The organism is Flavobacterium nackdongense (genome assembly GCF_004355225.1).
Lineage (GTDB): Bacteria > Bacteroidota > Bacteroidia > Flavobacteriales > Flavobacteriaceae > Flavobacterium > Flavobacterium nackdongense.
Genome location: NZ_CP037933.1, coordinates 2,072,892 through 2,094,350, shown reverse-complemented (window position 1 = coordinate 2,094,350; position 21,459 = coordinate 2,072,892). Strand labels below are relative to the sequence as shown.

11 protein-coding genes are annotated in these 21,459 nt (G+C 37.1%); 6 read left to right on the top strand and 5 right to left on the bottom strand.

Annotated features, from left to right (window positions below; genetic code table 11):
- Positions 1-6: 6 nt before the first annotated feature.
- The 3 genes from pgmB to E1750_RS08935 form a co-directional block, all read right to left on the bottom strand.
- Complete coding sequence (pgmB, locus tag E1750_RS08945) at positions 7-660, bottom strand: beta-phosphoglucomutase (protein WP_133276447.1); 654 nt, start codon at positions 658-660, stop codon at positions 7-9.
- Between the two features lie 208 nt (positions 661-868).
- Entirely contained in the window at positions 869-2,200 is a 1,332-nt protein-coding gene (locus E1750_RS08940; protein ID WP_176582353.1) for an MFS transporter, read from the bottom strand.
- 671 nt (positions 2,201-2,871) lie between these two features.
- A complete protein-coding gene (locus tag E1750_RS08935; protein WP_133276446.1) occupies positions 2,872-3,909 on the bottom strand; it encodes a LacI family DNA-binding transcriptional regulator in 1,038 nt (345 codons plus the stop codon).
- Between the two features lie 229 nt (positions 3,910-4,138).
- Here E1750_RS08935 and E1750_RS08930 point away from each other — a divergent pair, with 229 nt between their 5' ends.
- The 5 genes from E1750_RS08930 to E1750_RS08910 all read left to right on the top strand — a co-directional run bounded on the left by E1750_RS08930 (position 4,139) and on the right by E1750_RS08910 (position 14,670).
- Positions 4,139-7,225, top strand: a complete 3,087-nt coding sequence (locus E1750_RS08930) for a SusC/RagA family TonB-linked outer membrane protein (RefSeq protein ID WP_133276445.1) — start codon at positions 4,139-4,141, stop codon at positions 7,223-7,225.
- A 16-nt stretch (positions 7,226-7,241) separates the two neighbouring features.
- The gene (locus E1750_RS08925; protein WP_133276444.1) at positions 7,242-8,843 is read left to right on the top strand and encodes a RagB/SusD family nutrient uptake outer membrane protein; all 1,602 of its coding nucleotides are present in this window, start codon (positions 7,242-7,244) and stop codon (positions 8,841-8,843) included.
- Between the two features lie 17 nt (positions 8,844-8,860).
- Positions 8,861-9,946, top strand: a complete 1,086-nt coding sequence (locus tag E1750_RS08920) for a SusE domain-containing protein (RefSeq protein ID WP_133276443.1) — start codon at positions 8,861-8,863, stop codon at positions 9,944-9,946.
- A 70-nt stretch (positions 9,947-10,016) separates the two neighbouring features.
- Positions 10,017-12,893, top strand: a complete 2,877-nt coding sequence (locus E1750_RS08915; protein ID WP_133276442.1) for an alpha-amylase family glycosyl hydrolase — start codon at positions 10,017-10,019, stop codon at positions 12,891-12,893.
- 226 nt (positions 12,894-13,119) lie between these two features.
- Positions 13,120-14,670 (top strand): T9SS type A sorting domain-containing protein, encoded by a 1,551-nt coding sequence (locus tag E1750_RS08910; RefSeq protein ID WP_133276441.1) that lies wholly within the window; start codon positions 13,120-13,122, stop codon positions 14,668-14,670.
- 695 nt (positions 14,671-15,365) lie between these two features.
- On the opposite strand, the gene acs is transcribed toward E1750_RS08910, so the two are convergent.
- On the bottom strand, positions 15,366-17,273 hold the full coding sequence (gene acs / locus E1750_RS08905) for an acetate--CoA ligase (protein WP_133276440.1): 1,908 nt from the start codon (positions 17,271-17,273) through the stop codon (positions 15,366-15,368).
- Positions 17,274-17,566: 293 nt separating this feature from the next.
- Positions 17,567-18,127 (bottom strand): acetate uptake transporter, encoded by a 561-nt coding sequence (locus tag E1750_RS08900; RefSeq protein ID WP_133276439.1) that lies wholly within the window; start codon positions 18,125-18,127, stop codon positions 17,567-17,569.
- 355 nt (positions 18,128-18,482) lie between these two features.
- On the opposite strand from E1750_RS08900, the gene ppdK reads away from it, so the two are divergent.
- Complete coding sequence (gene ppdK, locus E1750_RS08895; protein ID WP_133276438.1) at positions 18,483-21,239, top strand: pyruvate, phosphate dikinase; 2,757 nt, start codon at positions 18,483-18,485, stop codon at positions 21,237-21,239.
- Positions 21,240-21,459: the final 220 nt, after the last annotated feature.

Genomic DNA, 21,459 nt, shown 5'->3' with positions numbered 1-21,459 from the left:
ACAAATTTATTTAATCAGTGTATCAATAAAAGTTTTATCCATTTGGGTAAAATCTTTAAAAATGTATTTTGCTTCGTGCAAGGTGGAAGCTTCGCCAATGCCTACACTTACCATTCCTCCGATATTTGCCGCTTGAATTCCGGCAACCGAATCTTCAAAAACGATCGAATCTTCGGGTTTTATATTTAGTAATTTGGCGGCAAGCAAGAAAACTTCCGGATCGGGTTTGGCGTTTGAAACGTCATTTCCGTCGACAATAGCGTCGAAATAGGATAAAGTTCCTGTTTTTTCGAGAATCGGCCTGGCGTTTTTACTCGCAGAACCTAGTGCTATTAATTGGTTGCGTTCTTTCAAATAGTTTAAAATAGGCATCACTCCCGGCAAGATTTCGCTTTCGTCCATATCGACTAAATAGGATAAATAATCTTCGTTTTTTTGAACTAGCCATCGGTTTTTGTCCTCTTGCGAAGCTTCTACCTTGCCTAATTCTAAAATAATATCAAGCGAGCGCACGCGGCTGACTCCTTTTAATAATTCGTTGTTTTCGTGTGTAAATTCGAAACCTAATTCATTGGCGATTTTTTTCCAAGCAAGAAAATGGTATTTTGCGGTATCCACAATTACGCCATCAAGGTCGAATATAAATGCTTTTGTATTCATTAAATTCATTGTAAATTAGTAGTATAGTCTGCCTTAGCAAACTAAGTTTATTTTAGTGTTTTTTAAACCATTAAAAAAATTAAGTTGTCATTCTTAATGAATTTTATTCCGATTGCTATCGGGACGTATTGGTTTAAAAGGGAAAAACGACTTTGTTTTATCAGTCACAGTATTTCTTTTTGGAATTAGCAACAAACCCCCAAACAAATTATTTGGTGTTTGCTTTATGTTCTTTAACAAAAAATACGGCCAAACCTGCAATCAACATCGAAACGCCCGCGATGACAATAATGGCCATCGGAAAACCTCCAAACAAAGCAAGGATAGTACTTCCTAATACTCCTGCAGCAATTTGGGGAATCGTGATTGTGGCATTAAACAATCCCATATAAACGCCCATTTTATCGGCTGGTAAAGAACCGGATAACATAGCATAAGGCATCGCTAATATCGCTGCCCAAGCCAATCCTACTCCAGAAATGGATAACAACAAAATGGTTTTATCATGTACAAAAAACATCGAGGCCAAACCAATTCCTCCTAACAAAAGTGAAAAACTATAGGTTTTTTTTCGGCCAATGGATTTTGCGATGGTCGGAATTAGTAATGAAAATAGGGCGGCTACCGCACTATAAAAGGCAAATAATACGCCGGTCCAGTCTCCAGCTTCGTTGAAACCAATAGATTTTGGATCTAAGGCTTCAGGGCCCCATACTTGATTCGCTATAGCTCTGGTGGTATATACCCACATTAAAAATAAGGCAAACCAAGAAAAGAATTGCACAATTCCCAATTGCCAAAATATTTTTGGAGCGTTGGAAATCAGTTTTAAAATGCTGGTTTTTTCAGTTACCGTTTCCGCCTCTAAATCAATGTCATTGTATAAAGCATGTTCTTTGGGAGCGTATTCTTTTGTTCTGAAAACAGTCCACAAAACAGTAATTAGTAAAATGGAGCCCCCAATATAGAAAGACCAAATGACAGATGCGGCTACTTTTTCGCCCGCAGCGGGAACATTGGCAATTCCTGCTTTGGCAAGAATCCATGGTAATAATGAACCGAAAACAGCGCCAAAATTGATTAAAGCACTTTGCAAAGAATAACCTAGATTTTTCTGTTCATCATTGACCATATCGCCAACAAGCGCTCTGAAGGGTTGCATGGTTACATTAAATGAAGTGTCCATTAAGAGCAGCATTACAGCACCAAAGATTAAAGGCGGCAACAAATAGGTAAAGTATTCGGCGTTGGGCATAAAAAACATAGCCAAAGCCGAAACAATTGCACCAAAAAAGATAAATGGGATTCTGCGACCCAGTTTTGTCCAGGTTTTGTCGCTAGAAAGACCAATGATGGGTTGGACAATAAGACCAGCGAGTGGCGCTGCCAACCAAAAATAACCAATACTGTGAACATCAGCGCCAAGGGCCTCTAATATTCTGCTGGTATTGCCATTTTGTAGTGAATATCCAATTTGTACTCCAAGGAATCCAAAGCTTAGATTCCAGATTTGCCAAAAACTTAAATCGGGTTTTTTCATTATCGTATATTGTTTTAAATGTACGATAAGCCTTATGCTTATCAAAACGTAACTTATTTTTCGAAGTAAAAGTAACTGTTTTGAATTGTGTAAATATAATAAAAGATGTTAGAAGTTAGAAGTTAGGAGTTGGAAAAGTATTTATTTCAAAAACTACAACGTAATAGTGTGAATAAGTTTTAGTTACAATAACAATTGAAATCGCAATAACAATGGCAATGATAAATATAAATAGGGATTAGAACGCGATTGAATATTATAATTAACCCCTTGGGTGAAATTATTAATTTTCTAGATATAGTAAAATTGAAACGCATAGACACATAGAAAAAAGAATGGTATAGCCCAATTCTTGGGTTCACAAAGCTATGTGTGCTATATAAAGTGAAACGCCTGGAATTATATAATTAAAAACTATGTTTCTATGCGTTTAAAAAATTTAAATTGAACTCGTTGGGTGAAATTATTAAATTTTTAGAAATAGTAAAATTGAAACGCATAGAATCATAGAAAAAAGAGTTGGATAGCCCAGTTCTTGGGTTCACATAGCTATGATTTACTAAAATCAAGCGAAGCGTCTTAATAAAATTAATAAAAAAACTATGATTCTATGTGTTTAAAAAAAATTAAATTGAATTACACCCAACGGGTTATAATTACTATTGATTTTTTTAAAGAGTCGATTCTCTTTCGATCAAATGGGTTTCGATGACAACCGTTTTGTATATTTCTTCTTGTTCGTCTTCCGATTCGTTTTCTTCTTCTGCTTCTAGTCTTTCGATGAGGATTTTGGCGGCAACGCTACCCATTTCGGCACCGTTTTGGCTTACTGTCGAGATAGTAGGAGTTGAATATTTGGATATAATTCCATCAGTAAAGGCAATAACTGCTAGGTCTTCAGGGACTTTTATGCCTATTTTATGCGCCATTTTGATGATGGTCACAGCAAAGAGTTCGTTTACTGCAAATACAGCATCGATGGCCTTGTCTTCGATCAGTTGGCCAATTATAATTTCGCAGTTATCGACATTTTCAATTTTTATAATTAAATTTTCGTCAAAGGGCAAGCTATTGTCTCTTAGTGCTTTGATGTAACCATCGGTTCTAAACTTACCTACGCTTACGTAATCTACCGTAGTGACCAGCGCGATTTTCTTTCTTCCTTTGTCTATCAAACTTTGTACGGCTTCGTAAGCGGCCAATTCGTCGTTGATAATGACTTTGTCGCAAAGGATATCATTGGTCACTCTATCAAACATAACCACGGGCATGCCTTGGCTAATTACTTCTGTAATATGATGGTAATCGCCTTTGAATTGGGTTTCTTTAGAAAGTGACATGATAAACCCGTCGATGCTGCCATTGGCGAGCATTTCCATATTGAGCACTTCTTTATCAAAGGAATCGTCCGACAAGCAAATGATCACGCTGTATCCGTGTTCGTTGGCCACGTGTTCTACGCCATTGATGACGGTAGAAAAAAAGTGGTGTACGATTTCAGGAATAATAATCCCGATGGTTTTTGTCTTCCGGTTTTTTAAACTTAGCGCAATATTATTGGGCTTGTAATGGTAGAATTTAGCAAAAGCCTGCACTTTGAGTCTCGTTTCTTCGCCAATTTCGAGACTGTTTCTTAATGATTTTGAAACCGTCGAAATCGATACGTCGAGTTCTTTTGCGATTTGTTTTAAGGTTACCTTCTTTTTCATGGTTTAAAATGGAATAAAAATCATTTTTCGTAATAAAGATAAAATATTTATCAGATTATGGTAATTATATAGGGGCAAAATTATTAAAAACCAAAAACTTTTCAACACTATCACGTTTTCGTAACCGTTTTAAATTTTACCTTTGTCGTAAGTATTAATAATTATCTAATTTTGAAGTTCGAAGTAAAGGTAATTTCAAACAAAAACCTAATTAATTTAAACAAAAAGTATGAAAACAATTTACAAAAAGTTGTTATTATTATTGCTCTTCTTGCCGTTTAGTGTTCTTGCACAAGGAACATTAGGAGGAACTGTTGTAGATTCAAAAACGAATCAACCTATTCCGGGCGTGAATGTAGTAATCGACGGTTCCACTGTAGGAACACAAACTGATTTTGATGGTAAATTCAAATTACCTAAAGTAAATAAAGGAGATAAAATTGTTTTTTCATTTATCGGATACACCAGTCAAACAGTGACGTATACGAATCAACAAGCATTGAATGTAAATCTTGTGGAAGAATCGAATGAGCTGAAAGAAGTTGTAGTTCAAGTAGGTTATGGTTCTGTGAAAAAGAAAGATGCCACTGGAGCGGTTGCTGTGGTAACGGCAAAAGATTTTAATAAAGGAGCAATTTTCTCTGCGGATCAATTGTTAGCGGGAAAAGCTGCAGGTGTAAGAATTACAAACGGTGGTGGTGCTCCCGATGCTGGGCCAATTATCAGAATTAGAGGTGGTTCGTCATTGAATGCTTCGAATGACCCTTTGATTATCATTGACGGCGTGCCAATAAGTGACGCGGGAACAAATCCATGGTCTCTTATTAATCCTAATGATGTGGAGAGTTTCTCTGTGTTAAAGGATGCATCTGCCACTGCAATTTATGGAGTAAGGGCTTCTAATGGGGTAATTCTTATTACTACCAAAAAAGGAAGTTCAGGAGCAGCGCAATTTAATTATTCCGCAAATATCACTATGGGAAAAGCACTTAATACCTTAGATGTTATGGATGCGTCAGATTTCACACGATTTATTCAACAATATCATCCTACAAAGACAAATCTTTTAGGGGTTGATGACCCAACAACTCTTGTTACTGATGACCTTTCTACGCCGCAAATTGAGGGTAGAATTTTAAGTGATACAAATTGGCAAGATGAAATTTTGAGAACATCGATTTCAACCGATCATAACTTTAGTGCGAGAGCTAATTTATATAAAAAAATACCATTTAGAGCATCTATAGGTTATACAGATGTTGAAGGTATTGTAAAAACCAGCGAGTTTAAAAGACTTTCGTATTCGTTTAAGATGACTCCAAAATTTTTAAATGATGATTTAAGGGTGGATGTTAACGCTAAAGGAACGTATTCAAATAAAAATAATGTGGATGAAGGAGGTGCATTTGGTGGAGCAGCGGTTATGGATCCTACCAAACCCGTATACGGCGACTCATTTGATAATAAGTTTGTAGGCTATTATCAGCAAACTAGTTTAAGTGGGAATAGAGATCAAAAAGTTGGGCCAACAAATCCTTTGGCATTATTAGAACAAAGAAGAGGGGTTGATAATGCATTTCGATTTTTAGGTAACATCGAGTTTGATTATAAACTCCCGTTTTTACGAGACCTTAGAGCGGTAGTAAATTTAGGTTTAGATGCTACAGCAAGAGATTATAAAGTAAATTTTCAAGAAAATGCACTTGCTACTTATACTTTCAATCAAGGAACAGATCCTAAAACAAATTACCTTTTTAATCCTGGTCAAGCAGAATTTTTTAAGGCAACTGCGACAAATAAAACGATGGATTCGTATTTAGCGTATTCAAAAACACTAACTGGTTTTGTCAATAAAGTGGATGCTCAAGCAGGATATTCCTATCAAGATTTTAAAACAGATGGAAATTCAATTTCTTATAGAAATAATGTAGATACAGGAATAAGAGAGGAATTTATTAGTGATGTTAATAATCCTAATAACAGAGAATATAGACCTCGAAATTTACAAGCCTTTTTCGCAAGAGGAAACGTTGATTTGTTGGGGAAATATTTATTAACTGCTACTCTAAGAGCTGATGGATCATCTGTTTTTGCAGAAAATCAAAGATGGGGTTATTTTCCAGCTGTGGGTGCAGCATGGAAACTAAAGGAAGAATCATTCCTAAAAGAATCAAATTTTGTTCAAGATTTGAAGTTAAGATTAGGTTGGGGAAAAACGGGACAAGCATCGCTACCGGGAGGTGGTACTATTCAAAGGGAGTACTACCCTTATTTACCGACTTTTATTCCTGGAGACGCTGCTAGTCAATATTTACCGGGGGTAATTCCATATACTGTAGGACCATATAATGATGAATTAACTTGGGAAAAAACATCTACATATAATTTAGGTGTAGATTTTGGTTTATTTACAAACAATATTCTTACGGGTAGTGTGGATCTTTATCAACGAAAAACAAATGATTTGCTAGCTATTGTTCCTTTAGCTGCCGGTGATACAGGAGGAACTGAATATTTGAAAAATATTGGGTCTTTCGATAGTAAGGGATTTGAGGTGACTTTAAATGTTGATGTAATTAAAACAGATGATTTGTCTTTAAGTTTTGGAGGTAATATCGCATACAATTATAGCACTATTTCTGATTTAAAGGAAATAACTAGGACTAGTGCTGGAGGAGGTATTGGAGGTACGGGAAATAATTTAGCGTATCACGCTGTGGGATACCAACCATATTCCGCTTTCGTTTATGAACAAGTTTATGATGCAAGTGGTGAACCTATTGTTGGGGCCTATGTTGACAGAAATAAAGATGGTAAAATAAATGACTCAGATGAGTATTATGTTGCTTTGCGCCCTAATTGGACCTATGGTTTTAATGCGACTTTTGGATATAAAAACTTTGATTTGACGGCCAATTTTAGAGGCCAAGTAGGAGGTCAAGTTTACAATCTTAAAAAACAACAAAACGGGTTTATACAGGCTGCAATTCCGTCCCAAAGTACAGAATACATACAAAATGTTTTGAATTTCTATAACGGAACAGCTAGCCCTCTTTTTGATACATATCTCGGAAATGCAGAACGTTCTGATTATTTGCTAGAAGACGCTTCTTTTTTACGTTGTGATAATATTTCTTTAGGATATAAATTTGCAAAATTTGTAGGTAAATCATCCTTAAGAGTGAGTGGCACTGTTAATAATGCATTTTTAGTAACAAATTATACGGGCCAAGATCCAGAAAATTTTGACGCAATTGACGGGAATTTTTATCCAAGACCAAGAACATTTACTTTTGGAGTAAGTCTTGACTTTTAATTAAAAAAATAATAGTATGAAAAATTTTAAAAAGTATACTTTAGGATTAGGTTTGGTCCTATTGCTAACAAGCAGTTGCATAGATGATTTGAACATTGAGCCCAAAGGTTCTGCTAAATCATTAGATCAATTACTTCAAGAACAACCAACTTTAGCGGGACTCGTTTCTAAAGTTTATGGATCGTATGCGCTTTCGGGACCATCAGGACCAGGAAGCACTGATACACCGGGTGATGATCCAGGAGAATCTCCATTCTTGAGAGGGATTATTAATTTGCAGGATTTTACAGCAGATGACATGAAAAACCGTTGGGGCGATAATGGACTTGACCAATTGACTACTGCCTCTAACTGGGATGCAAACAACAAGTTTATGCGATATATGTACAATCGTATTTATTATACTGTTCCTCAAGCGAATCAGGTTATTGCACAATTTAAAAATTTTGATGTTTCAAATAAAGACCAAGTAATAAGCGAAATGCGATTTTTGAGATCCTTAGCTTATTTCTATCTAATTGATTGTTTTGGGAAAGGACCTCTTTTGACCGAAGCTGATTTAGGAAGCAAAGAGCTAAAAGAAGAATCTACCAGAAAGCAATTGTATGATTTCGTTGAATCGGAACTCTTAGACATCGAAAATAAATTGCCTCAACGACTAGGATATGGTCAAGCAAGTAAGGGGGCAGTGAGAATGTTATTGGCAAAACTATATTTGAATTCTGAAGTTTATATAGGGCAAAGTAAATATGCTCAAGCTTATAAATATTCAAAATTAGTAATAGACGAAGGAGGTTATACATTGGCACCAAATTTCAGAAGTTTATTTTGTAGAGACAATGATGTTACTGATGCTAAAAATGAAATTATTTATGCCCTAATCGCAGATCCAATTGTAAGTCAAAGCTATGGTAATACAACTTATTTAATTAATGGTAGTTTGAACGATGCAACAATGACTGCCCTTGATTATGGAAACCCCGGCGGAGGAACTAATGCTTGGGCAGGACATCGCGCTACAAAAGCTTGGTATGGTTTGTTTGGTAGTAGTCCTGCTGCTTTAGATGCTTCACCAGATGAGAGAGCTCATTTATTTTGGACAAATTATTTAAATGCCGACCCTACAAAACGACATAGTTACGAGATGACTAACTATAAAACGTGGACAGACGGTTATCCTTCAATAAAATTTACAAATGCCAATTTTATTGGAACTGTAAGTCCTAATTCTTTTGCTGGTACTGATTTCCCTTTGTATAGATTAGCTGATGCTTATTTAATGCTAGCAGAAAGTATACTAAGAGGAGGTGGCGGTTCAACTGCTGACGCTTTAAATTATGTGAATTTAGTTAGAGTAAGATCTAAAGCCACACCAATAAATGCAAGTCAATTGACTCTTGACTTTATCTTGGATGAAAGAGCCAGAGAACTCAATTTTGAAGGTCATAGAAGAACAGATTTGATTCGTTACGGTAAATTTACTGGTGGTAGTTATTTATGGCCGTGGAAAGGAAATGTTAAGGATGGGGCTTCAATTCCTGCTCATTATAATTTATTCCCTATTCCTTTAAAAGCACTTGAAGCTAATCCAAAATTAACCCCAAACCCAGGGTATTAATATTAAATTTTGTATAAATGAAAAATATATTAAAAATAACATTTTTTGCAATTTTGCTTATTTCGATAAGCTCTTGCACAAACGATAAAGATCCTGTGGCCACCGCAAATGGTTTGAATCTAAAATCTTTAACTCCAAGCGGCCCTTTCATTTTGTCACCTATAGGGGGTGATAATGATGTAACCACAATAGCTTGGGATGCTGTCGACAATGGTGTGCCAACCAGTCCATCAGTCTATGAAATACAAATAGCAAAAGCAGGAACTAATTTTGCAAAACCTATTATTGCCAGTCCTAGCTCTACAGACATTACCTATATTTGGAAAGAAGGATACTTAAATTCATTACTGTTAGAGAATGGGTTTTTGCCAGATGTGGCCGCTGATTTAGATGTAAGGGTAAAATCTACACTTGGTATTGAATTCAATACTTTTGTTCAATATTCTAATGTTATAGCTATAAAAGTAACTCCATTTTCACAAGCTACTTTTGCTTTTACAAAAGTTGGGGCAGATCCAGCGCTTGCACCAACAACACTTTCATCAGGACTTTTCACTACTGATACGGAAGGATATTCTTGGTTAGAACCTGGAGATTATAGATTTTATACTTCTGTGCAAAACAAATTTCAAGCATCTAACCCATTTTATGGGAATGGCGGAAGCGGTACGCTAGTTTTAAATGGCCCAGCAATCAATGTGACCACCGCCGGATATTATTTGATTAAGGCAGATATTGGTGTTACTCCAACAGCTTATTCACTTACGCCAATTTCCGCATTGGGAATTATTGGTGATGCTAAAATTTTTGGTTCCCTTAATAGTTTACCGTCTATGACATACGATCGTGCAGATAATAAATGGAAAATCACGATCGTTCTAAGGGGAGCTAGAGGCTTTAAATTTAGAGCTAACAATTCTGATGTTATTAATTTGGGCTTAGGTAATGCAGGTGCTGGATCACCTAACTATGCTGGAACACTTATGCAATATAATGGTATACCTATCAAAGTTCCCGGACTTTCAACGGTTACACTTCCATACGCAGTAACCCTTGATTTAAGCAAACCGCGAGATTATAAGTTTACAATGGTAGCACAATAGTTTATTTCTTTCAAAAAAGGGCTGTTATTTATTGATATACAGCCCTTTTTATCTTTTAACAAAACAAATTATGAAAAAAGTTTTTTTTTTATTTTTACTTATCACCTCAGCTTGTTTTTCACAAACCACAACTGTTCCCGCTCCTGCATTGGCAGATGGACCTGTGACTATCAACTTTAACAAAGCTGGTACGCCATTGGCAGCCACAACGGTAATCTATGCCCATATTGGCGCCACAGTAAATGGAACACGATGGTCAAATGTTAAAGGAGTGTGGGGAACTACCAATGCGCCTTTGATGACATTAGTGTCTGGAACAACGTACAAGTTAGATTTAACGCCTGATTTATATACCTATTTTGGCGTGCCAACAACAAGTTCAATTACTGAAATTTGCGTTGTGTTCAGAAATGCGACGGGTAGCGTACAAACAACTCCCGATTATTTCCTTCCAGTAGGTGATTTTCAAGTTTCGTTGACTTCGCCGGTTGCAAACAGCACAACAATTATTGGTTCAGGCGGCAGTTTAGTGATTTCGGCAACAAATACAAATGGTAGTGCTAATTATAAATTATTAGCAAACGGAACAAGTATTAATACTTTTGCTGGTTCTGCCTATTCTTTTACAGATAGCAACATTCTTGTTAATAAAAGCTATGACTTGCAAATCACTCAGGGAACAACTACTTTTTCTCGAAAATTCTCAGTAATTGTCAACCCTGGTATTGTTTCTGAAACAATACCTGCAGGTTTAGTGGATGGAATTAATTATAATGCTGGCGATGCTACCAAAGCAACCTTGGTTTTAGATGCACCGGGCAAAGATTTTGTGTATGTGGCGGGAAGTTTCAATAATTGGCAACCGGGTACAACTTATGCTATGAAAAAAGACGCCACTGCAGGCTCGACCAAATTTTGGTTAGAACTTACAGGCTTGGCCTCAGGAACCAATTACACCTATCAATATTGGGTAGTCGATGAAACTCCGATAGCGGGTTCACCTGTTTTGGTAAAAACTGCTGATCCTTACTCTACTTTAGTGTTAAATAAAGACGAAGATCCATTTATTCCAGTAGGAAATTATCCAAATCTTCCCGCTTATCCAGTAGGGCAAGATCGAGAAGTTACCGTTTTGCAAACCGGACAAACGCCTTATGCTTGGAGCACAGCTACAACCAATTTTGTAAAACCGGATAAGGATAAATTGGTTGTGTATGAAGTTTTGGTTCGAGATTTTGATGCCAACCGAAGCTATCAAAACCTAATTGATCGTATTGATTATTTCAAAAATCTGAAAGTCAATGCCATCGAATTAATGCCGGTAATGGAATTTGACGGTAACGAAAGTTGGGGATACAACACTTCCTTTCACCTGGCTTTAGACAAGGCCTATGGGACAAGTGCCAAGTTAAAACAGTTGATCGATTTGTGCCATCAAAACGGAATTGCAGTAATTCTAGACGTAGCTTTGAATCACGCTTTTGGCAGAAATCCAATGGACAGAATGTGGATGAACGATCCTGATGGCGATGGTTGGGGCGGTCCCGCTGCTGACAGTCCTTACTTCAATGTCATTCCAACCCACAGCTATAATGTTGGTAATGATTTTAACCATCAGCAGTCGAGAACAAAAACTTATGTGAAAAGAGTGGTAAAACAATGGATTGAAGAGTATAAAATTGATGGTTTCCGTTGGGATTTGACCAAAGGATTTACTCAAAATTGTGCTAGTGGAGAAACTTGTACAAACCAGTATCAGCAAGATCGAGTAGATGTGCTAAGAGAATATGCCGACTACTCCTGGAGTTTAGATCCTACGCATTATGTTATTTTTGAACATTTGGGCAATGATAACGAAGAGCAACAATGGGCCAATTATAGAATAGGCGAGTCTCCTAGTAAAGGTGTGATGATGTGGGGAAAAATGACCGAAGCCTACAATGAATTATCGATGGGCTATAACAATACTAAAAACAATATCGAAAGAATGGGTTATGATGCCCATGGTTTCTCAGGAAAACGAGTAATCGGATATCCAGAAAGTCACGATGAGGAACGCTTGATGTACAAAAATATAACCTTTGGTAACTCTTCGAATCCGGCTCATAATGTAAAAACATTAAATACGGCTTTGTCTAGAATGTCTGCCGTGGGTGCAGTTTCTTTGTTAGTTCCTGGGCCAAAAATGATTTGGCATTTTGGTGCTTTAGGCTGGGAAACGTCTATTTGGGCTTGTAATAATGGTTCCCTAAATACCGATTATGATGGAGGAGTTCCTCCAGGAGATTGCAAATTAGATAAAAAACCACAACCCCAATGGGTCAATAATTGGTTGGGCGATGCCAATAGAAATAAAATCTATTTCGATTGGGCTAAAATGATTAATCTGAAAACAACTGAGCCAATATTTAATGTTACTGTCACTGCCAATAGTGGTTTTGATATTCAATCTGGAAGCACCATTACGCCAAGATTATTCCTTTGGGACAATACCTTGCCTTCTACTCAACTGAAAAACGTAGTAGTTTTAACTAATTTTGATGTCAATACACAAAACGTGATTCCCGATTTTCCATATACTGGCACTTGGTACAACTTGATGGATAATGCTACTATTGAAGTGACTAGTACAACAGCAACAATCGCTATTGAAGCGGGTGGATTTAGAATCTATGGTAATAAACCTTCAACTTTAGGAACAGACAGTTTTGAAGTAAATGGTGAAATGTATCTGTATCCTAATCCAACTTCTAATTATTTTACCCTAAACGCCACTGCGGCTAAAGTAGAAATTTATGCCATTTCAGGACAATTAGTCAAGAGTTTCAAGGGTGATTTGTCTAAAGAAAACCAATACCCAATCAATGATTTGAAGCAAGGAATGTACCTAGTGAAAGCATTAAATGAAAACAACGAACTAAAAGTGATGAAGTTGCTAAAACAGTAGTTTTCTTCTTTTTGATTACAATGGCTGCCCCGAAAAGGCAGCCTTTTTTTTGCTGTTTTTTTAGACAATTTTAATAGGTTGTGTCGACGTACATCAAATATATTCAAAAAAATAAAATCTTATCAACACGAAAACGTGGTAGTTGGTTTTTTTTTGAAGGATTCGTTTTTTATACGGCTGTTTTTTATACTTTTATAGGGTATTAATCTAAAAAATAATAATAATTATGAAAACAAAATTATTTTCTTTCTTGATGTTTTTGTTAGCGTTTACCGCGACAAATGCTCAAATTAACTCTGTTGCTATTGTAGGAGAGGGTGTTGAGGCCAACGGATGGCCTGGACAAGCTAACAATCCTGGACCTATCGATAAACACCAACTCACAAAAGTAGTAGGTACTACCGATGTTTGGCAAATAACAAATTTTAAATTAGTTGGGGGTTCTGTAAAATTCAGAGCGAACAACTCGTGGGATGCTGCTCCTAATGGAGGAAACTGGGGAAAACCGCTTACTGGATCGGCTTTTCCTATTGGTGTTGGAGCTGAAAACAGTGGGGGTAGTCAAAATATTCCTGCTGTAGCTGGTACTTATGACATTACTTTTAATTCTACAACTGGAAATTATAACTTTTCTGGAGGACCGGCTATTGCAGTTGTGAAACTTTTAGGTACCGCTACTACACCTGCTACAGGAATTACAATGGATACTGCAGATGGTATTACCTATACTTTGGGAACCACAACACTTCTGGCTGGAAATGCTCAGTTCAGTGTTGATGGTGTTATAGTAGGAGCAACCGCATTCCCTTCTGGAACTGCTACTGGTGTGCCTACTGATTTTATTCCAGTTGTTGCTGGTAAGTATACTTCTGTTACTTTTAATAAAGATAGTGGAGCCTACACATTTGTCGCTGCACCGGTATTCAACTCTTTAGCCATAGTTGGGGATGGAGCTGGTGGATGGCCTGGCGACCCTGGTGTACCAAATCCTGATGCAAATGTATTGACTACTACTGATGGTATAAATTATGTAATAAAAAATGTTGCACTTACGGTTGGTGGAATAAAATTCCGTCAAAATAACAATTGGACTGATACAAACTGGACTGGTAATGCTTTCCCTATTGGAGTGTTGCAAGTTCCAGGTGGTAATATAGCTGTAAACACCGCTGGAAACTATGATTGTTTCGTTAACGTAGTCTCTGGAGTATATCGTTTTTCATTAGTATCTCAACCACCTGTATCTCTAGTAGGGCCAGGAGCAGGAGGATGGCCAGGTGGTACCACACCTTACCCTGATACAAATGTTATGACAACAACTGATGGCGAAAATTATACCTTAAATAATTTAGTGCTTACTGATGGGCCAATTAAATTCCGTCAGGATTATGCTTGGACCACAAGTTGGGGCGGAACAGCATTCCCTACAGGAACACCATCAGGGGATAATTTAAGTGCAACAGCTGGTACATGGAATGTTACTTTTAAGAGATCAACAGGTGCGTACACATTTACATCTTCTTTAGGTGTTAATAAATTTGATGCTGCAAGTTTCAAAGCGTATCCTAACCCAACAAGAAGTAGCTGGAACATTGTTTCAGGTAACGAAGACATCACTTCTGTGAGAGTATTCGATGTTTTAGGAAAAGCAGTTTATACTAAATTTGGTGCTGATAAAGAAGTGAATGTTAATGCTTCTGAACTTTCAAAAGGTGTATATTTTGCTAAAGTAGCTACTGCCAATGGCGAATCTACACTTAAATTAGTGAAAGAATAAATAAATTAAGTTAATGCTAAAATCCCTTACTGCACCTTGTGGTAAGGGATTTTTTTGTTATTATAGGTACGGTTTTTAGTAGCAAAAATAAAACTAACAACTCCGTTTGTCAGGCTGCAAAGCGTCCCTACTCTCGCGTTTAGCCATCTTAGTTCAAGACCCGTCAAATAGCCTTTTAAATAAATAGCCAAGCAATAGTTAGTGTATTTATATAATAACTATATAGTAAGCTTACTATAAGCTTATAGTAACTTTATAGTAACTTTATAATAAGTATATTTAATAGCAAAGCTTACGCTACGGTAAGTTATATTTATAGAATAAAGGCCTTACTTATGACACCATGCTCGACTTGACAAAGTGCCATTCTGCTTAAATCGAGAGTGATAAATACAACAAAGGCTGTCCGAAAATGTCGGGACAGCCTCTTGTTTTATTAAAAAATAAAAATATACCTATTGGGTGTAATTATTAAAATTTCAATTAATGGATTAAATAAAAAATTAAACCAGATAGAAATGAAGAAAAAAAAGAATTGGATAGCCCAATTGCTTCGCCTGTTCGCTAGCGCTCGGGTCTTGGGTTCGAATAGCTATGTTTTCTCAAATAAAGTAAAATGCCTTTTAAAATCACAATAAAAATATTTCTATGTGGTTAAAAAACTTTAACAATTGAATTTCACCCAACGGGTTAGATTACAATTTTCCTTCTTTTATTTCATCCACAATTTCTGGATTCAACAAAGTGGTGGTGTCTCCAAAATTGGAGAAATCACCTTCGGCTATTTTACGCAAAATACGACGCATAATTTTTCCCGAACGGGTTTTTGGCAAACCGGAAACAAACTGTATTTTATCTAATTTGGCAATTGGTCCAATGTGATCCGAAATGTGTTGGTTGATCTCTTTGGTCAAGTTGGTTCTATCGCGATATTCTCCAGATTCTTTTAGTATGACGTATCCATACAAGGCATTTCCTTTGACATCGTGTGGGAAACCTACAACAGCACTTTCTGCAACGGCTGGATGCTCATTGATAGCATCTTCGATAGGCGCAGTTCCTAAGTTGTGACCTGAAACAATAATAATATCGTCTACACGTCCTGTAATTCTATAATAACCAACTTCGTCACGCAAAGCTCCGTCTCCTGTAAAATATTTACCTGGGAAGGCGCTAAAATACGTTTCTTTATACCGGTGATGATCGCCCCAAATAGTTCTCGCGATTCCCGGCCAAGGAAATTTAATGCATAGACTTCCTGCAACCTGATTGTCTTCGATTTCGTTGCGTTTTTCATCCATTAGCACCACCTGAATTCCAGGTAATGGCAAAGAAGCGTAGGTTGGTTTTGTTGGAGTAATAAAAGCAAGTGCCGAAATCAAAATACCTCCTGTTTCGGTTTGCCACCAAGTATCCACCAGCGGACAACGTTTGCCACCAACGTGGTCATTGTACCAGTGCCAAGCTTCCTCATTGATCGGCTCGCCCACAGAACCAATCACTTTTAGCGATTTTAGCGGATATTTTTGAACATATTCTAAATTCTCCTTTGCCAAAGAACGAATCGCTGTTGGCGCAGTATAGAATTGGGTTACTTTGTGTTTTTCAATGATTTCCCAAAAGCGGCTATAATCAGGATAGGTTGGAATTCCTTCAAACATCACGGTTGTAGCACCATTCAATAAAGGACCGTATAAAATATAGGAATGTCCGGTAATCCAACCAATATCGGCTGTACACCAGAACACATCATTTTCCTCGTAATTGAAAACATTTTTAAACGAATAGGCAGTGTACACCATATAACCCGCGGTGGTATGGACCATTCCTTTTGGTTTTCCGGTCGAACCCGAAGTGTACAGTATAAACAAAGGATCTTCGGCATCCATAATTTCAGCCACATTATTATCTGATGCCGTGTCTAAAAGAGGTTGTAGCCATTGGTCACGACCTGGTTTCATGCTAACCGAAGTATTTGTTCTTTTGACTACCAAAACCGTTTCGACAGACTTACAATTGGTAAGTGCATCGTCGATAATTCCTTTCAAGTCGATCGTTTTTTCGCCTCTAAATCCACCATCCGATGTGATGACCATTTTGCATTCACTATCATTGATTCTTGCCGCTACCGCCGAAGCCGAAAAACCTGCAAAAACTACAGAATGAATAGCGCCAATTCTGGCACAAGCCAAAACCGAAACGGCAATCTCAGGAATCATGGGCAAATAAATGCAAACTCTGTCGCCTTTTTGTATGCCTTGTTCCCGGAGTACATTGGCCATTTTAGCCACTCTTACATACAAATCGTTATAACTAATGTGTTCGGCCGCATCATTTGGATTGTTGGGTTCGAAAATAATCGCTGTTTTTTCGCCACGCTTCGAAAGGTGTCGGTCCAGACAGTTTTTCACAATGTTCACTTTGGCGTCAACAAACCATTTTATTTTGGCTTCGGCCATGTCAAACTCGACAATTTTTTCCGATTCTTGGTACCAAGTAAAGTTTTCTGAAGCAATCTTGCTCCAAAATTTTCTCGGTTCGCGAACCGATTTATTGTAGTGTTTGAAGTATTGTTCTAAATTTTCAATTTTGTAATAGCTCATTATCCAATTGTTTATAAGTGTAAATGATAATTTTTTTATCGGTCTCAAATATAGTTTAAAACTATGTATTTTCAGTGCATTTTACTTTCAGGATCTAAAAACTTTACCACAAATTTCACAAATTTTCACCAATTGATTTGTGGTAATTTGTGAAATTTTCGGTCAACAAGTTTAATATGGTAATCAAGGTTATTTGCTTTCTGCAAAGTTAATTAACCAATGAAACAAGTTTAAATTCTATTGCAATGGCAACGCAGCTGAGCCTATTGTTATAACCATAATGGCACTTTTTATTATAAAGGCAATATTTTTCTTCCGATTTTCTCATTGATTACAATGGCTGCACCTTCATAAAAAGCGAAAAAGCCACAAAGAATCCCTTCGTATCCGGCAATGGTATGGATCGTTTCGCTTCCAGTGAAACTAGCCGCCGATAGCAGGGCAAATAAAATAACCAAGGAGCCAAAAATAAGTTTGCCAATGGTGTTGCCGTTCAATGTACCAATAAAGAAAGCTAAGGTAAACAATCCCCAAAGTCCCAAATAACATCCCATCGATGCGCCATCAGGTTTTGTAACGCCCATCAGGGGAAGTGTCCAAAGGGCAACAAGTGACAACCAAAAGAAACCATAGGAGGTAAAGGCAGACATTCCAAATCCATTTCCTTTTTTCCATTCCATAACCCCAGCTATGACTTGCTGAAGCCCACCAAAAAAGAGCCCCATCCCCATAATCATCGAATTGAGTTCAAAAAAACCTGCATTGTGAATGTTTAATAAAATAGTAGTCATTCCGAATCCAAAAAGGCCTAATGGTGCTGGGTTGGCAGTGGTGTCTTTGATAATTTGTTCCATAAGTTTGATTAAAATTTAAAGTTGTGGTTTGGTTATTTTTAATTTTTTAACGAAAAAACGGTCGCATCCTTGCTATAGAATTCACAAATATATCAAACCTCTGCGGTTTTTTAATACATTTTTTAAAATTCATCAATTTCGTGAAAAGGATTGTTAGAGAGGACTTCAAATGGATGTCAAAAAGCAGTAAAATTATAAGCTAACGATTCGATTTTCTCAGATTTTTAAATGCGGAATAAAAGAGAGCTTTTTATCTTGTTTTAATATGACAATTATCATTTTTTATTACTGTCAATGGGTCTACCTTTGAGAAAAATATAACAAAAGAATATAAAAACAAGTAAAATTTATTAAAATGACAAAAGAGAAAAAAGCCCCAAAATATGTCTATTCTTTTGGAGGCGGTAAAGCAGATGGAAATGAATCGATGAAAAATTTATTGGGAGGAAAAGGAGCCAATCTTGCCGAAATGGCGGGACACCCTAACCTAATGTTGCCCGTCCCTCCGGGATATACCCTAACCACCGAAGTATGTACTGCTTTTTACGATAATAAAAAGAAATACCCAACCGAATTACAGGGGCAAGCTGATAAAGCCTTGGCAGCTGTTGAAAAATTAATGGGCAAAAAATTTGGTGATGTAGAGAATCCTTTATTGCTTTCTGTTCGTTCTGGTGCCAGAAAATCGATGCCCGGAATGATGGATACCGTTTTGAATATCGGATTGAACGAACAAACCATCGAAGGAGTGATTAAACAATCGGGTGATGCACGTTTTGCTTATGATGCCTACCGTCGTTTGATTATGATGTATGCCGATGTGGTAATGGAAAAAGCAGCCGGAATTGAGCCTAAAGACGGAAAAGGAATCCGTAAAGTATTAGACGAAAAACTGGAAAAAGTAAAACATAAAAAAGGCTATCAGTTTGATACGGATTTAACCGTTGCCGAATTAAAATCTTTAGTAAAAGAATTTAAAGCTACTATTATTAAAGTACTTGGCCAACCGTTCCCAGAAGATCCAAACGAACAATTATGGGGAAGTATCGGCGGTGTATTTAGTAGCTGGATGGGAAAAAGAGCCATCGAATACCGTCGTATCGAAAACATACCTCACCAATGGGGAACTGCTGTAAACGTACAAGCGATGGTTTTCGGAAATATGGGAGATTCAAGTGCTACCGGTGTTGCCTTCACAAGAAATCCGGGTAATGGAGAAGATTATTTTTATGGTGAATATTTAATCAATGCTCAGGGAGAAGATGTGGTGGCAGGAATTAGAACTCCCGCGCCTGTGAATGACAAATCTAAAAATGACCAAAGTAAGGACTTGCCAACACTTGAAGAAGTGATGCCAGCAGCCTACAAACAATTGTTTGAAATTCAAAATAGATTAGAAAATCATTACAAAGATATGCAAGATATAGAGTTCACTATCGAAAAAGGAACGCTGTATATGTTGCAATGTCGTATCGGAAAACGTAATGGTGTTGCTGCTGTAAAAATTGCCAGCGATATGTATAATTCAAAATTGATTGATGCCAATACAGCTGTAATGCGTGTAGGACCAAACCAATTAGTAGAATTGTTGCTCCCGATGTTGAATCCTGATATTCAAAAAATAACCAAACCCGTTGCCAAAGGATTGCCTGCTGGACCTGGTGGAGCTATAGGCCGTGTAGTTTTCTCATCGAATGATGCTGTAGAATGGGCTAGCCGTGGCGAGAAAGTAATCTTGGTGAGAGAAGAAACTTCTCCCGAAGATGTGGATGGAATGCACAAATCCCAAGCCATTCTAACCACAAAAGGTGGAATGACATCACATGCCGCTTTAGTAGCCAGAGGTTGGGGAAAATGTTGTATTGTAGGTTGTAATGATATCCAAATCAACAGCGAAACCAAATCGTTTAAAGCCAATGACGGTACTTTTATCAAAGAAGGTGATTGGTTGAGTTTGGATGGAACAAAAGGATTGGTGTATTTAGGTAGTATGGAATTAGTGGATGTGGATTTAGACAAAAATCAATCCTACAAAAACTTAATGAAATTGGTGGATAAAACCAAAGTAATTGGCGTTCGTACCAATGCTGAAACTCCTGGAGATGCTGAGCAAGGCGCAAGATTTGGAGCCGAAGGAATCGGACTTTTCCGTACTGAACATATGTTTTATGGCGAAGGAAGTGACCAACCTTTATTCTTATTACGCAAAATGATTGTGAGTAAAACCGAAAAAGAAAGAAGAGAAGCTTTGAACGGTCTATTCGTATATGTGAAAAAAGACATCAAACGAACTTTGGGTGTTATGAGTGGTTTCCCAGTGACAATTCGTCTGTTAGATCCACCATTGCACGAATTTGTTCCTCACGATAAAGAAAAATTAGTTCAGTTGAGCAAAGAATTAGGAATTAGTATGAGTGTGTTGAACAGAAGAGTTCTTGCGTTACACGAAAATAATCCAATGCTTGGCCATAGAGGTGTTCGTCTAGGAGTAAGTTATCCTGAAATCACCGAAATGCAAATTAGAGCCATCTTCGAAGCATCGGCTGAGTTGGTTCAAGAAGGCAAAAAAGCAATGCCGGAAATAATGATTCCTGTGACTTGTTCTAAAAACGAATTGAAAAATCAAAGAGAGATTGTAGATGCCGTTTACAAAGAAACTTGTGAAAAATTAGGAGTTAAAAAAATCCCGTACTTGTACGGAACAATGATCGAAATTCCTCGTGCTGCATTGAAAGCCAATAGTATGGCAGAAGAAGCTGATTTCTTCAGTTTTGGAACCAATGACTTAACGCAAATGAGTTTTGGATTCAGTCGTGATGATATCGGTGGATTCCTTCCTAAATATCTTGACCTTGGTATTCTTCCAGATGATCCTTTCCAAACTATCGATCAAGAAGGGGTAGGTGAGTTGATAAAAATTGGTGTAGAAAGAGGCCGTCAAACCAAACCAAACCTAAAAGTGGGTATTTGTGGTGAGCACGGTGGAGACCCTGAAAGTGTAGTTTTCTGTCACAAAATCGGAATGAACTATGTAAGTTGTTCTCCTTTCCGTGTGCCGATTGCACGATTAGCAGCAGCTCAAGCCGCTTTACTATTTCCAAGAGAAAAATAAGCATAACCTGTATTTTTTATAATGAAAAACGGCATCCAGAAACGGATGTCGTTTTTTTTAAATTTAGAATTAAAAGGCATGCTTTTTTTTAGATTAATAATATTCACACCTCTTATTTCTAAAAAATAACGAGTTTTTGAAATAGACTTCTCTAAAAAAATTGTGCTGTTAATTTGTGTTTTTTGGATAGATGGTTGTACAAGTTGATGATTTTGCAAAG

Coding starts and splice junctions, on each gene's coding strand:
- E1750_RS08920 (WP_133276443.1), top strand. CDS start 8,861: ATGAAAAATATATTAAAAATAACATTTTTTGCAATTTTGCTTATTTCG.
- E1750_RS08900 (WP_133276439.1), bottom strand. CDS start 18,127: ATGGAACAAATTATCAAAGACACCACTGCCAACCCAGCACCATTAGGC.
- pgmB (WP_133276447.1), bottom strand. CDS start 660: ATGAATACAAAAGCATTTATATTCGACCTTGATGGCGTAATTGTGGAT.
- E1750_RS08940 (WP_176582353.1), bottom strand. CDS start 2,200: ATGAAAAAACCCGATTTAAGTTTTTGGCAAATCTGGAATCTAAGCTTT.
- E1750_RS08935 (WP_133276446.1), bottom strand. CDS start 3,909: ATGAAAAAGAAGGTAACCTTAAAACAAATCGCAAAAGAACTCGACGTA.
- E1750_RS08930 (WP_133276445.1), top strand. CDS start 4,139: ATGAAAACAATTTACAAAAAGTTGTTATTATTATTGCTCTTCTTGCCG.
- E1750_RS08925 (WP_133276444.1), top strand. CDS start 7,242: ATGAAAAATTTTAAAAAGTATACTTTAGGATTAGGTTTGGTCCTATTG.
- E1750_RS08915 (WP_133276442.1), top strand. CDS start 10,017: ATGAAAAAAGTTTTTTTTTTATTTTTACTTATCACCTCAGCTTGTTTT.
- acs (WP_133276440.1), bottom strand. CDS start 17,273: ATGAGCTATTACAAAATTGAAAATTTAGAACAATACTTCAAACACTAC.
- ppdK (WP_133276438.1), top strand. CDS start 18,483: ATGACAAAAGAGAAAAAAGCCCCAAAATATGTCTATTCTTTTGGAGGC.
- E1750_RS08910 (WP_133276441.1), top strand. CDS start 13,120: ATGAAAACAAAATTATTTTCTTTCTTGATGTTTTTGTTAGCGTTTACC.